Raw genomic sequence first — 13,630 nt, 5'->3', positions numbered from 1 at the left:
CGTGGCGAGCCCGGTCACCGCCCCAGCCGCTCCCACGAACCCCTTCATGGCTCCCAACGGCACGAGCAATCTGCACGACGACGCGTACCAGACGGACACCTACGCCCAAGCGGGCCCCGCGGGACGCCGGTTGACCGTCCGCACCCGGCTCCAGGGCGGCCTGTGCGGCTCGGTCACCTTCGACTCCCGGGGCCGGTTGGTCACCGTCTGCATGGCGCCGGGGCGGGCGCCGCGGCTGATGCTGCTGGATCCCGGCAACCTCGGCACCATCGCCGGCCTGAATCTCCCCGGGACCGTCGGGACAAGCTCCACGGACGTGACGGGCGGCGGCTACTTCTACCTGGACAACAAGGACCGCGTGGTCGTACCGACCAAGACGGGCGGCATCCAGGTCGTGGCGATCCGGGGCGACACCTTCATCACCGAGCGCACCTATGACCTGACACCGGTCATCGGCACCTCGGGGATCGTCTCCGCCCTGCCCGACTGGTCGGGACTCCTGTGGTTCGTGACCAGGAGTGGCGTCGTCGGCACCGTCGACCTGGCCACCGGCGCCGTTCGGTCCCAGACACTGCACGGCGAGCAGATCGCCAACAGCATCGCGGTCGACGAGTCGGGAGGAGTCTTCGTCGTCAGCGACCATGCGCTGTACCGGTTCGACGCGGGACCCGGGGGAGCACCCCACGCGACCTGGCGCGCCCCGTACGACCGGGGCACCCGGCAGAAGCCCGGCCAGCTCAGCCAGGGCAGCGGCACCACTCCGACCCTCATCGGCCCGGCGTCGGGACCGGGCGGCGGCTATGTGGCCATCACGGACAACGCCGACCCGAAGATGCATGTGCTGGTGATGGCCCGCGGAAAGGCCGGACCGGCCGGAGTGTGCGCCGAGCCGGTCTTCCCGGCGGGGCAGGGAGCCGACGAGAACAGCCTGATCGCCGTGGACGGGGATCTCATCGCCGAGAACAACTACGGGTACGTTCTCGGAAGTGACGCCCTGCGCAAGGGAGTTGCGGGAGAACGGCAGCCCGACACGACCCCCGGCCTCGTGCGGGTGCACGTCGACTACGCGCGCAGAAAATGCAGCATCGCCTGGTCCAACACCACTGAGCGCATCCCCAGCGTGGTCAGCAAGGCGGCTCTGGGCAACGGCATGCTGTACACCTACACCCACCCGTCCGCCGCGGAACTGGCCTACCGCAGCGGAGAGCACTCCCTCGGCGCCCCGGACGCCTGGTACCTCACGGCGCTGGACGTGCGGACGGGACAACGGGCGTGGAGCCGTCTGGCAGGCGCCGGACCACTGTTCAACAACCACTACGCGCCGGTGTCGATCGGGCCGGACGGTGCCGTGTACGTCGGCTGCCTGGGCGGACTGGTCCGCCTCGCGGACTCCTGAACCACGGAAGCCGGACAGCCGAAGACAGCGGCCTGCGAACCGTGGGCCGCAGGCCGAAGACCCCAGACCCCGGACCGCGGTGGTCTCCCGGTCCGCAACCGCACGACTCAGTCGGCCGACAACGGCGCATGCACACCCAGCAGGGAGAGGAACGCCGCAGCCGCGGGTGACGGAGTGAACCGGTTCCAGATGAGGCGCTCCTCTCTCTCCGGGCCATTGGTGATCGGCACGCACCGCAGTCCGTGCAGTTCGACGGTGAACGCGGCGGGCAGCAGGGCGATGCCCAAGCCATGGCGCACCATCCGGACCATGAGTTCGACGCCGGACACCTCGAAGGCGACCTCGCGCTGCAGACCGGCGGCCGCGAACGCCTGGTCCGACTGGGCGCGGGCGGCACTGCCGTCGGCGAAGTCCACGAACACCTCCTCGGTGAGCAGAGCGAGATCCACCTCGGGCCGGGCGGCCAGCGGATGGTCCGGGGCGACCACCGCGACATGCTTCCCACGAGCCAGTTCCTTGTCGTGGACGCCGTGCGTCCGGAATCCGGGCTGTACACCGAGGAACGCCGCGTCCAGTCGGCCGTCCCGCACCTCCTCGGCGAAGCGTTCACTGGAGCCCGCCCGCAGACTGATCCGCACCTCGGGGTAGCGCTGCCGGTAGTCCCGCAGCACCGCGGGGAGGTCGACGGCCGTGACGGTGGGGATCGACCCGACGGTGAGTCTGCCCCGTATCTCGCCGGTGGCCGCCGCGACGTCCGCACGGGCACGCTCGGCCGCTTGCAGGGCTTGGCGGGCCGCCGGCAGAAACGCCTCCCCGGCGGTGGTCAGCCGCACCCGGCGACTGGTCCGCTCGAACAGGCGGGTGCCCAACTCCTTTTCCAGCCGGGCCACTTGGTGGCTCAGCGCGGACTGGACGATATGGCACTGCTCGGCCGCGCGGGTGAAGCTGGCGGTTTCCGCCACCGCGAGGACGTAGCGCATCTGCTGGAGATCCATGCATCCATCGTGGAACGCGATGGACGGGATGACAAACATGTGTTGGACCGCTGGATACCTGGTCGGCGATGCTCATTTCAGAGGCAGGCCACGGGAAACCGCCGACCGGCCGCCTCCCCGGACCGGCGCGCCCAGAAGCGGTCGGCTCCCGCTCTGCCGTCGGTCGCGCCCAGAGCGCCGACCCGAACCCATGGAGACCCCGATGCGTGTGATCGCCTTCGACCATCTCGTGCTGAACGTCGCCGACATCGAGCGTGCACTCGCCTTCTACACCGGCCCCCTGGGTCTGCAACCGGTACGGGTGGAGGAGTGGCGGGCCGGAAAGGTCCCCTTCCCGTCCGTACGCGTCAGTTCCACCACCATCATCGATCTGGTCACACCGGCCGCCGGACAGCCGAAGGGCTCCAACGTCGACCACATCTGCCTGGTGGTCGAACCGCTCGACTGGCAGCAGGTCATCGACTCCGGCGTCTTCACGGTGCTGGACGGCCCCGGTGAGCGCTTCGGCGCCCGGGGTGTCGCGATCTCCCTCTACGTTCAGGACCCGGACGGAAACACCGTGGAACTGCGGTGGTACCCATCGGAGGCCTGAGCACCCGACCGGCACCGGGCGGACATCATCGGGCCGCACTGGCATCATCGGGCCGCACGGGCCCCACTGGGCCGCCCGGTGTGTATTCCCGCCGTACTGGATTGTGGTGCGGGTCGCGGGGGCACGAGACTCCGGAATGGCGGACGCCCTGCCCCCTGCGCGGCGGCGGGCGGCAGGGGAGAGGTGAGCGAGGGTGGCCGAACGATCGGTGGCGGAGTCGAAGCAGGAGTCCCAGCCGGAGGGCGACGATCGGGTCCGCACGCCACCGCTGCTGCCGAGGGCCTACGATCCCGCCGACTACGCCGCCTCCGTGGTGCGCAGCGCCGAGGAGGCGGGAGTGTCGCCTCTGCTGGTGATGACCGTGCTCCACAACGAGGCGTACAAGCCGCACCATCCGCTGCTGGAGCGGCTGTGGCAGTGGTGGAAGCCCGGGGCGTCCTTCGGACTGGCCAATATGCACCGTGCGACGTTCGAACGGGTACGCCGGTCGCACGACCTGTCGGGACAGTGGCAGGACCTGCGTGACGATCCCGCCTTCGCGATCCACACGGCGGCCCTCCATCTGAAGGACCTGGACCGGAGCCTCCCGGAGCGGCATGTGCGCCGCTTCACCCGCGACGAGCTTCTCGCTCTGGGGTACAACACCGGCGAACGCAATATGCGGGCCTTCGCCCGGGGCGTCCCGCCGGGGCCCATGGCCCGGTCGTACCTTCGCCGCTTCCGTGCCTACCGGCCCCAGGCCGCCGAGGCTCTCGCGCACTGCGGCAGTCCGTGCGACGGCGTCACGGGGTGAGCGGCCGCAGCCGTCGGCCTCTTTCGGTCCTCAGCGGAGGTCCAGGTGGGCCACCACCTGCTTGCCGGAGTCCAGAGGGGTGGTCTCCACCCGCGCGCACAGGTGGGTGACCAGCCGGAGACCGTGGCCGCCGATCCGGTGGGGATCGAGCGCCCGCAGCTCAGGCAGGTCCGGAGAGCTGTCGCGGACCGCGATCCGGAGAAGGGCGGCTCCGGGTATGACCTCCAGGTCGAGCCCCCCGGGGCCGGGCGCGTGGCGGTACGCATTGGTGACCAGTTCGCTGACGACGAGCTGGGCGTCCTCGCTCGCCCGGTCCTGCGGAGGATGTCCTGCCTCTGCCAGTAGCGTGCGCACGGCCCGCCGGGCCTCGGCGATCGGCGACTGCTCCGCCTCCCACACGGCGCTGTACCGCAGGGGCACTGTCGGTTCCCGTACGTCCCATGCCTGATTCCTGAGCGAGATGACCATGGCGTTCCTGTGTGTCGTTCCTTACCTTTTGACCGCGTGATGGGGCTGTTGCGCTATTTCGCTTACCCGCTGTTGTCGCTCTCATGGGCCCCTGGGTCAGCTGGTGGGCGTGGGGCCGGTGCTGGCGATGGTGAAGTGGCCGAGCGTCCCGCTGACGGCCAGGACCCTGTTCACCGCCGGTTGCAGGGGGCCGAGGAGCACGAGGTCGCGGCCGCTGGTCTCATGGCGGCGGAGGGTGTTCAGAAGGGCGTTGAGGAGCGTGCTGTCGGCGAAGGTGACCTGGGACAGGTCCACCGCGGTGGTGGGCAGCGCAGCCTGGTCGGCCTCGTCGAAGGCCGCTTCGATGTCCTCGGCGTCGTCGTAGTCCAGCTCACCGCGCACCGTGATCACCAAGACCTGCTCGTAGCGTGTGAGGTGCACTTTCGTTTCGAAGGCGGCAGGCATCGGGCCATCCTCACACCAGTCCCCGGCAAATGCCACTCCCTCTGAAGTGCGGTGATCGGGCCACGGAAGACAAAGTGCGCCATGCCGGACTTCAAGTTCCCTTCGCCCGGGACGCGGTGAAGCGTGTGCCGGACCGTCGCACAAGGGCCCTCGGGTGGTGGTCGGCATCCGGTGGAGTTCCCCGGGTTCGGTCGGGCCGTCGAGCATGGTGTGCCAGATCACCTAGGGGTCCGGCACTCGCGGGATCTCCCGCGACCCGGGATCCCCGGCCGTCCCTCCGCTAACATGATCGAACTCATGGGCGAGTCCCCGATCGCCCGTCCTTCACCGGAACACCAGGCTATCCGGCGAAAAGAGTGGACCATCTGACCAACATCTGACAAAACGGTTAAAACAATTGATACCCATGGAATCGCGGGCGACCCCGCGAATACGCAGAATCATCTCTGCCGCGCGGCGTCGGCCGCGAGCCCTGCTGTGGGCCGTGGCGGCCACGGTGGCCCTCGGGTTCCTCGTCGCGCTGGAGATCGCCGCACGCCATTACGGCCTGCCGGGGCCCGTCACCAACCAGGTGCGCGAGGTGATATATCCGCCCAAGTCGGGATTCCTGCTGTACGCCAGCCTGGGCCTGGTCATGGTGGTGCTCACCTGGCGGGAGCGGCTCATCGCGGCGGCTTCGGCGATCGGCATCGACCTCGCCATCGTGCTGGTGCGGTGGGCGTTTGACATCAAGGTGACCGGCGGCCACCCCTTCGGCAACGGTGCGTTGTGGGTGATCCTGGGCTGTGCGGTCATCGCCCTCACTCGCCGCACCGGCCAGGAACGCGCCCTGCTGCTGAAGGGCGTCGGGCTGGGTCTGCTGCTGGTGACCGGCCGAAAGACGGGCGACACCTGGCTGCTCATCACGTCGAAAACCCGCCCGGCGGTGCTGGACCAGTATCTGGCCACGGCCGATCACGCCCTCGGCAACCCGTCCTGGCGAGTGGGCCGGATCGTCGAGGCCGCCGGCCCGATCGGCGCCCATGTCCTGGACTGGGTCTACGTCCAGCTCGCGGTGGCCGCGGTCGTCGTGGCGCTGTACCAGCTGCGCAACGTGGCGGACGAGCGCCGGTTCCCCGGCCACCATCTGGTGCGCACCTTCCTGGTCATCGGACTCCTCGGGCCCGCCGTCTACATGATCTTCCCGGTGGTCGGACCGGTCTTCGCCTTTGGCGCCAGCGGCGGCCACTGGGCGGCGGCCGACCTGTGGCCGCACACGCTGCCGCCGGTCGGTGCCCCGCACCCCATGCCGTTCGACGGGATCACCCCACGCAACTGCATGCCCAGCCTGCACACCGCGTGGGCCACGACGATCTTCATTCACTCGCGCAAGGGCCCGCGGGTTCTCCGCTGCGCGGGAGCCTTCTGGCTGGTCGCCACGCTCGGCGCGACGCTGGGATTCGGCTATCACTACGGCGTGGACCTGGTCGCCGGTGCGGTGTTCGCGCTGACCGTCGAGGCGGCGATGCAGTCGCTCGCGCGAGGCTGGGACAGGTCGGGAGTCCGGCTTGTCGCCCACGGCACAGCGGTCTTCGCCGCTCTCCTGGTGTCCTACCGCTTCCTGCCGCTGGAGATGGCCCGGCACCCCTGGGTGTTCGGACCGCTTCTCCTTCTGGCGATGGCCTCGGTGATCCACAACTTTGTGCGGACCACCAGACTGTGGGAGCCGAAGGCCGCACCGGCGCCGCTGCCCGAACCGCGCCCTCAACTGGTGACCTGAGCCGGGGACTCGCGGACCGAGCGGTTCGAAGCCGCTGCCGCTGTCACCCCGTGGTGCACAGCGGCGGCGGGTCACCCGGTCGGACCGGCGGCGCACTTCCCCGGCGTGCAGGCGCTACATCACCCGGTGAGTTCTGCCCTCTTCATGCCCGTCGGTGACGATATGTCCCATTAGTTCGATGTATCCAGGTCTTGAACCGGTGATCCGGCTGACGCTCATCAGCCTGCCCCGACGGCACGTCACCCCGAGACGAGGAGAGCGAACGAAGATGAAGGCATCGCCGAGATGGCGGGTCGCACTGGCGTCGGCAGCATCGGCTGCCCTGCTTGTCGCCGCCCCACTGGTAGAGGCACCGGCCGCCCATGCGCAGCCGTCGACGCCGTGCCCGACGTACCCCCCGGTCGCCCGGCTCACCCTCAGTCGCGTCCTGGTACCTGCCGGAGGCAGCCTGACCTTCAGCGGCACCTGCTTCGCCCCCCACGAAACGGTCGTCGTCCAACTGCGCCCGCGCGGAGCCGTCCTGGACACCGTCAGGGCGGACCGGCTGGGAGTCGCCCGTGGCAGGGTGACCATCCCGTGGCGCACCGACCGCGGAAACCACCTCGTCGAACTCAGGGGCCTCAGGTCCCACCGGACGCTCACCGCCCTCATCAGGGTGATCGGCCGATGACACACCGTACTCGGCGGCCGTGACGACCAATGCGGCAGCACGGCGTCCCGGCTCGGGCCGGGACGCCGCCCGCGCAGAGCCGAAGCCTCCGCACGTGACGTAGACGCCGTAGACCAAAGGTCCGTTCGCCGTGCCGAGACCGGTGATCAGACCCCGTGCCGCGCGCGCCCGGGCATTGCCCGGCGACAGCCTTTGACCGGTAGGCCGTTGGGGTACTTTTCGCCCGGCGGCCGGTACGTCTCCGTCGCCTCCCCCGGCCCCGCTGCCAGCATCACTGCCTGTCGTGATCATGAATCGCTGCCCGCCTCAGCGGTTGGCCGAGAACGCGGGTGAGGCTGAATGGTGATGGCCCGGAGTGGCACGGTCGGCCCCGATGACTCCCGTATCCGGGTCATGAGGATCATCGCCCGGATGAACGTGGGTGGTCCGGCCCTCCAGGTCTCCACCCTGATGCGCGGCCTCGACGCCGAGCTGTTCGACCATCGGCTGTACGCCGGGTCGGTCGGTCCGGACGAGGCCGACTACGTCGAGCAGCGGGCCCCCGATGTGCAGGTCTGCCGGGTGCCCACCCTCGGGCGTGCCGTACGGCCCACCGACGACCTGCGCGCGCTGGCCGCCCTGACCGCGGCCATGCGCCGCTTCCGTCCGCACATCGTGCACACGCACACCGCCAAGGCCGGAACTCTGGGCCGCCTGGCGGCCGTTGCGGCGCGGGCACCGGCCTGTGTGCACACCTACCACGGACACCTTCTGCACGGCTATTTCTCACCGGCGAAGACCCGGCTGGTGATCCAGGCCGAGCGCCGCCTGGCCACCGTCTCCGACCGCCTGGTGGCCGTGGGACGCACGGTCCGCGACGACCTCCTGGCCGCAGGCATCGGACGCCCCGAGCAATACGCGGTGGTACCGCCCGGCACCACCGCCGCCGTGCCCGCCCCGCGCCCGGAGGCGCGCAGACGCCTCGGCGTGCCGGAGGACGGCCCTGTCGTCGCCTACGTGGGGCGCGTGACGCGGGTCAAGCGGCCCGACCGGTTTCTGTCGGTGGTCCGGGACGTGCGGCGCGCCGTGCCGACCGCCCGGTTCCTGGTGTGCGGCGGCGGAGATCTGCTGGACGAACTGACGAAGGCCGCCGACCTGCACGACTCGCTCCATCTGCTGGGCTGGCGCGCCGATGTGGAGACCGTGTACGCGGCCGCGGACCTGGTGCTGCTGACGTCCGACAACGAGGGCATGCCGGTCAGCCTCATCGAGGCGGGCCTCGCGGGGGTACCCGCGGTGGCGACCCGGGTGGGCAGCGTGCCGGAGGTGGTGCGGGACGGGCACACCGGCCTGCTGGCTCCTCCCGACGCCCATGAGCTGACCCGTCACACCGTCAGACTGCTGCGCGACGAGGGGCTGCGCCGACTCATGGGGCGGCAGGCCCGCACCTGGACGGAACAGCGCTTCGGAGCCGAGCGCCTGGTCCAGGACACCCATGACCTCTACGCCTCCCTCGCCGTCGCCCACGGCTGGTGGCCGACCTCCCTGACGAAAGGTGCGAACCGATGAAGGTCGTAGTGACCGGCGGCGCCGGATTCATCGGAGCCAACCTCTGCCGTGAGCTGGTCTCGCGGCAGTCCGTCGGCAGGGTCGTCGCCCTGGACGACCTGAGCACCGGGTCGGCGGCGAATCTGGCGGGCACGGGCGCGGAGTTGGTGGAGGGGAGCATCCTCGACCGCGACCTGGTCCAGGACGTGGTGGACGGGGCGGACGCCGTGGTCCATCTGGCGGCGCGGCCGTCCGTGCCGCGCTCCCTCGCGGATCCCTTCGCCACCCACGAGGTCAACGCGACCGGCACGGTGCGTGTGCTGGAGGCATGCCGCCGCCACGGCACACAGGTGATCGCCGCGTCGTCGTCCTCCGTCTACGGCTCGGTCGCCGAGCTGCCCAAGCACGAGGGCCTGCCGACACGTCCGCTCAGTCCCTACGCCGCCAGCAAGCTGGCCACCGAGTCCTATGTGCTCTCCTACGGCCATGCCTTCGGCCTTCCCGCCCTGGCCTTCCGCTTCTTCAACGTCTACGGCCCCCTGCAACCGGCCGGACACGCCTACGCGGCGGTCGTTCCGGCCTTCGTCGACGCGGCGTTGAGCGGCCGGCCGCTGACCGTGTTCGGGGACGGCCACCAGACGCGCGACTTCACCTATGTCGGGACGGTCGCCCGGGTCCTGGCCGACGCCGTCCTGCGCAAGGTGACCTGCGCAAGCCCGGTGAACCTCGCCTTCGGCACCCGGGTCAGCGTGCTGGAGCTCGGCCATCACCTGGCCAAGGCGCTGGAGACGGCGGTCACCTTCCATCACGAGCCGCCCCGCCGCGGTGATGTGCGGGACTCGCAGGCCGCCGACGGGATGCTCCGGAGCCTCTTCGCGGGCGTCGAGGCGGTCCCGCTGGAGCAGGGACTCGCCGAGACCGTACGGTGGTTCCGCACCCTGCCCGCGCACGCGGATCAGCAGTAGTGCCACGGGGTCCCGTTCACGAGGCGGCACCGGCCGACTCGTGAACGGGCGTGGTTCCCGTCGTTGCCGTCGTTCCCGTCAGAGGACCTCGACGCTCTCGCCCCGGCAGCGGTTGCGGGTGTCGAGCACATACGCCCCGGCCCGCTCGACGAGTCCGTAGTCGAAGGAGTCGTGGTCGGTCGCCACGACGACCACATCGGCGGACCGGACCTCCGCCTCGGTGAGTTCCACCCGTGTGATGTCCAGAGGGACGAGATAGGCGTCGGTGTGCGGCTCCACCACGGCCAGCCGGGCACCGAGAGCGAGCAGCGACCGGGCGAGGACCAGGGCCGGTGACTCGCGGATGTCACCGGTGTTCTTCTTGTAGGCCAGGCCGAGTTGGAGCACACGCGCTCCCTTGACCGACTTGCCGCGTTCGTTCAGTCCGCGGGTGACCCGCCGGACGACATGGTCGGGCATGTGGTCGTTGATCTCATTGGCCAGGCTGATGAACCGGAGGTCCCGCTTCAGCAACCTCTTGACCTGCCAGGACAGATAGGACGGGTCGACCGGCAGACAGTGTCCGCCCACGCCCGGGCCCGGTCTGAACGGCATGAACCCGAAGGGCTTGGTGGCGGCGGCCTCGATGGCCTCCCAGATGTCGGCGCCCAACTGCCGTGACACCATGGCCATTTCGTTGACCAGGGCGATGTTGACATGGCGGTAGGTGTTCTCGAGCAGCTTCGTCAGCTCCGCGGTCCGGCAGGAACTCACGGGCACCGTGCGCTCCACGATGTCGCCGTAGAAGTGCTCGATCCGGCACAGTGACGGGGCGTCGATCCCGGAGACCACCTTGGGCGTGTTCTCCAACTGCCAGTCGGGGTTCCCGGGGTCGATGCGCTCGGGGCTGTAGCCCAGGTGGAAGTCCTCGCCCGCCTTCAGCCCGCTGCCCTCCTCCAGCAGCGGGCGCAGCAGTGTCTCGGTCGTTCCGGGGTACGTCGTGGACTCCAGGACCACGGTGGAGCCGGGGGTGAGGTGCCGGGCGATGCTGCGTCCGGCGCATTCCACGAAGCTGAGGTCCGGTACCCCCTCGCGCAGCGGCGTCGGCACCGTGATGACGCACACGTCCAGGCCGTCGATCTCGTCGTACTCGGTCGTGGCGCGGAAGCGGCCGGTGTCCACGGCGGCCATGAGACGCGCGTCGCCGATGCCCTCGATGTAGGAGTCGCAGGCACCCAGGCGTTTCACTCGCAGGTCGTCCGTGTCCACGCCGACGACCGCATACCCCGCTTCGACTGCCCGTACGGCCAGGGGGAGTCCCACATACCCCAGCCCCACGACGATCAGCTTTCCCTTGGTCCCGGCTTCGTCGCGCTGATGCACACTCACCACTCCGATGCTTTACGCGGATACGCACATGCAAGCCCCCATTGATGCACGGGCGGCGGCAGCTTCGGAGCCCTGTGGAATGTGTCCGACCGGCATCACTCTGATTCCGTAGCCGGCGGACGCGCCGAAGGGGGCCGATTGGCCTGACGGCGCCCCGCTTTCCGCTACTCATTGCATAGGTGACCTTGGCTCGGCCACCGATCGAGTTGTGCCGGAAACTGTCTCCATCTCCTGAAACCGGAGTGAAGCCGCGCATGTATCGTAGTTCGAAATACCTGGTCACCGGGGGGGCCGGTTTCATCGGCTCCCATCTCGTGGACGCATTGCTGGCCAAGGGGCACGACGTGGTGGTCCTCGACGACCTCACCACCGGGCGGACGGAGAATCTCACCGAGGCGCAGCAGAACCCGCGCTTTCGCTTCGTTCACGGATCGGTCCTGGACGCACCCCTCGTCGACCGGCTGGTCGAAGAATGCGAGATCGTCGTCCATTTGGCTGCCGCCGTAGGAGTCAAACTGATCGTCGAACAGCCCCTCCAGTCGTTCGTCATCAACACAAAGGGCACCGAGAACGTCATCGAGGCGGCGCAGCGGTACACGCGCAGGATTCTGATCGCGAGTACTTCGGAAATCTACGGAAAGAATTCGTCCGGACCGCTCAACGAGAACTCCGACCGAGTGCTGGGGAGTCCGTCCGTCGCCCGGTGGTCGTACAGCACGGCCAAGGCCGTGGACGAGATCATGGCCGTCCTCTACCACCGTGAGCGGGGACTCGCCTCCACCGTGGTCCGGTTCTTCAACACCGTGGGACCTCGCCAGAGCCCTGCGTACGGCATGGTCATCCCGCGCTTCGCCCGGCAGGCGGTACGCGGGGAACCCCTCACCATCCACGCGGACGGCCGTCAGAGCCGCTGCTTCCTGCATGTCTCCGACGCCGTCGCGGCACTGCTGCTCCTGCTGGAACACCCCGCCGCCGTAGGAGACACCTTCAACATCGGCGCGGGCGACGAGATCAGCATCCGCGAACTCGCCGAACAGGTCATCGCCCAGGCCGGCAGCGTCTCATCGGTGGAACACCTGTCGTACGACGAGGCCTACGGACCGGGCTTCGAGGACATGGAACGCCGTGTCCCCGACACCACCAGGCTCCGCGCCCTGACGGGCTGGCAGCCCCGGCACACCCTCGCCGACATCCTCGCGGACGCGATCGCGGACGCCCGGTCCGAGCTGCACGGCGACCTCCCCGCCCACGCGCCCGGCACCCCGGAGCAACGCCTCCCGGCCGTCTGTGCCCCTGCTTCCGAGACCGCTCTGGCGGGACGGTGACCGGCGTGGCCGCGGCCGTCGCGACCGCGGGCGCGGGCGTCGCGGCCCTGGTGCTCGGACTGCTGCTGACAGAGCCGTTCAGACGCCTCGCCCTGCGCCACGGCATCACCGACCGCCCCAGCGCCCGCAAGGCGCACACCAAGCCGACGCCCTATCTGGGCGGTGTCGCCGTCGCGGCCGCCACCCTGGCCGCGTCGGTTGCCGTGCTGCTTCCCCGCGGGGTCTTCGACCCGGTTCTCGGGGTGCTCCTCGGCGGCTCCGCGCTCATGTGCGTCCTCGGACTCGTCGACGACCTGCGCCAGCTCAGTGTGCGGTACCGGCTCTGCGTCGAGACGACGGCGGCCGCGGTGGTCGTCCTCGCCGGGGGAAGCCCCAGTATCCTCGGCGGACCGTTCGACGCGCTGATCGCCGTCGTATGGATCGTCTTTGTGACGAACGCGTTCAATCTGCTCGACAACATGGACGGCGCGGCCTCGTCCCTGTGCGCCGTCATCGGCGGCTTCCTCTGTGTGACCGCCCTGGTCGACGGGCAGGTTGGCCTCGCCGTGCTGATGGCGGCCCTGGCCGGGTCCTGCCTCGGCTTCCTCTTCCACAACCGGCATCCCGCACGGATCTTCCTCGGGGACGCGGGCTCGCTCTTCGTCGGCTTCACCCTGGCGTCCGCGATGACGGTGGTGCACAGCCATGTCGAGGGCCTGACCGGAGCCGCCGTGCTTCTGCTGTCCACCCTCGTGCCGACCCTGGACACCACCCTGGTGATGGTGTCCCGCTACCGGGAGGCACGGCCACTGCTCCAGGGCGGCACGGACCACATCGCCCATCGGCTGCGCCGCTTGGGACTGACGATCCATCAAGTGGTACGCAGTCTCAGCGTCTTCGCCGTGGCGGGGTGCCTGGCGGCGGGGCTGGTGGGCCATGGAGTGCTCGCCCCCGGCGTGGCGCTCGTCGCCGCCTGCGTGGTGGGCGTCATCGCCGTACGGCTCCTGCTCGCCCTTCCCGCCGCCCCGCATGCCGCACCGGCGGCCCCGGCGGCCGGAATCCCCTATGTCGCACCCCAGTTGAAACCCACGGGTGGATTCGGACGCCGTCACCGGCCGACCGCGGTCCCGCACTCCCGGGCAGCCCGGAAGTCCGCCACACTGCCCGGGACGTCGGGCGCTCCCGCCGCCCCGCAGTAGCGGAACAACTCCCGTCGACGCAGCCGTGGGGGGGGGGGGCCCCCCCCGGGGGGGGCCCCCCCCCGCGGCGGGGGGGGGGGCGCCCCCCCGGGGCGCGGGGGGTCCGCAAACGGCGGGGGGCGGCCCCGCACCCCCCCGCCGCGCCCCCCG

The 13,630-nt window shown here is 70.0% G+C and carries 13 protein-coding genes; 9 read left to right on the top strand and 4 right to left on the bottom strand.

The annotated features are described in order from the left end of the window. Nucleotides 1-46: 46 nt before the first annotated feature. Entirely contained in the window at nt 47-1,396 is a 1,350-nt protein-coding gene (locus ACIHAA_RS31240; RefSeq protein WP_399823101.1) for a hypothetical protein, read from the top strand. A gap of 107 nt (nt 1,397-1,503) precedes the next feature. On the opposite strand, the gene ACIHAA_RS31235 is transcribed toward ACIHAA_RS31240, so the two are convergent. Continuing rightward, a complete protein-coding gene (locus ACIHAA_RS31235; RefSeq protein WP_399823099.1) occupies nt 1,504-2,391 on the bottom strand; it encodes a LysR family transcriptional regulator in 888 nt (295 codons plus the stop codon). Nucleotides 2,392-2,593: 202 nt separating this feature from the next. Here ACIHAA_RS31235 and ACIHAA_RS31230 point away from each other — a divergent pair, with 202 nt between their 5' ends. Both ACIHAA_RS31230 and ACIHAA_RS31225 read left to right on the top strand, forming a co-directional pair. Then, nucleotides 2,594-2,983, top strand: coding sequence for a VOC family protein (locus ACIHAA_RS31230; RefSeq protein ID WP_399823097.1), 390 nt, complete (start codon nt 2,594-2,596; stop codon nt 2,981-2,983). A gap of 193 nt (nt 2,984-3,176) precedes the next feature. Further along, the gene (locus ACIHAA_RS31225; RefSeq protein WP_399823096.1) at nt 3,177-3,776 is read left to right on the top strand and encodes a lytic transglycosylase domain-containing protein; all 600 of its coding nucleotides are present in this window, start codon (nt 3,177-3,179) and stop codon (nt 3,774-3,776) included. Nucleotides 3,777-3,806: 30 nt separating this feature from the next. On the opposite strand, the gene ACIHAA_RS31220 is transcribed toward ACIHAA_RS31225, so the two are convergent. Further along, nucleotides 3,807-4,244, bottom strand: a complete 438-nt coding sequence (locus ACIHAA_RS31220; RefSeq protein ID WP_399823094.1) for an ATP-binding protein — start codon at nt 4,242-4,244, stop codon at nt 3,807-3,809. 96 nt (nt 4,245-4,340) lie between these two features. Beyond that, complete coding sequence (locus ACIHAA_RS31215) at nt 4,341-4,664, bottom strand: STAS domain-containing protein (RefSeq protein ID WP_399823092.1); 324 nt, start codon at nt 4,662-4,664, stop codon at nt 4,341-4,343. A gap of 508 nt (nt 4,665-5,172) precedes the next feature. On the opposite strand from ACIHAA_RS31215, the gene ACIHAA_RS31210 reads away from it, so the two are divergent. The 4 genes from ACIHAA_RS31210 (at nt 5,173) to ACIHAA_RS31195 (ending at nt 9,609) form a co-directional block, all read left to right on the top strand. After that, on the top strand, nt 5,173-6,447 hold the full coding sequence (locus ACIHAA_RS31210; protein WP_399823090.1) for a phosphatase PAP2 family protein: 1,275 nt from the start codon (nt 5,173-5,175) through the stop codon (nt 6,445-6,447). A gap of 268 nt (nt 6,448-6,715) precedes the next feature. After that, on the top strand, nt 6,716-7,117 hold the full coding sequence (locus tag ACIHAA_RS31205) for a hypothetical protein (RefSeq protein ID WP_399823088.1): 402 nt from the start codon (nt 6,716-6,718) through the stop codon (nt 7,115-7,117). A gap of 393 nt (nt 7,118-7,510) precedes the next feature. Further along, a complete protein-coding gene (locus tag ACIHAA_RS31200) occupies nt 7,511-8,665 on the top strand; it encodes a glycosyltransferase family 4 protein (RefSeq protein WP_399823086.1) in 1,155 nt (384 codons plus the stop codon). After that, nucleotides 8,662-9,609 carry an NAD-dependent epimerase/dehydratase family protein gene (locus ACIHAA_RS31195; protein ID WP_399823084.1) on the top strand — a complete coding sequence of 316 codons (948 nt, stop codon included), beginning with the start codon at nt 8,662-8,664 and terminating at the stop codon, nt 9,607-9,609. The genes ACIHAA_RS31200 and ACIHAA_RS31195 overlap by 4 nt, the downstream gene beginning before the upstream one ends. A gap of 78 nt (nt 9,610-9,687) precedes the next feature. On the opposite strand, the gene ACIHAA_RS31190 is transcribed toward ACIHAA_RS31195, so the two are convergent. Next, nucleotides 9,688-10,971, bottom strand: a complete 1,284-nt coding sequence (locus tag ACIHAA_RS31190) for a nucleotide sugar dehydrogenase (protein ID WP_399823165.1) — start codon at nt 10,969-10,971, stop codon at nt 9,688-9,690. Between the two features lie 260 nt (nt 10,972-11,231). On the opposite strand from ACIHAA_RS31190, the gene ACIHAA_RS31185 reads away from it, so the two are divergent. Together ACIHAA_RS31185 and ACIHAA_RS31180 are read left to right on the top strand one after the other, a co-directional pair. Beyond that, nucleotides 11,232-12,302 (top strand): NAD-dependent epimerase/dehydratase family protein, encoded by a 1,071-nt coding sequence (locus ACIHAA_RS31185; protein WP_399823082.1) that lies wholly within the window; start codon nt 11,232-11,234, stop codon nt 12,300-12,302. Nucleotides 12,303-12,307: 5 nt separating this feature from the next. Next, complete coding sequence (locus ACIHAA_RS31180; RefSeq protein ID WP_399823081.1) at nt 12,308-13,480, top strand: MraY family glycosyltransferase; 1,173 nt, start codon at nt 12,308-12,310, stop codon at nt 13,478-13,480. The last annotated feature ends 150 nt before the right edge of the window (nt 13,481-13,630 follow it).

The sequence above is a fragment of the Streptomyces sp. NPDC052040 genome (genome assembly GCF_044548405.1).
Taxonomy (GTDB): Bacteria; Actinomycetota; Actinomycetes; order Streptomycetales; family Streptomycetaceae; genus Streptomyces.
Note: the sequence above shows the minus strand (reverse complement) of the source record. Positions and strands in the feature narration are given on the sequence as shown.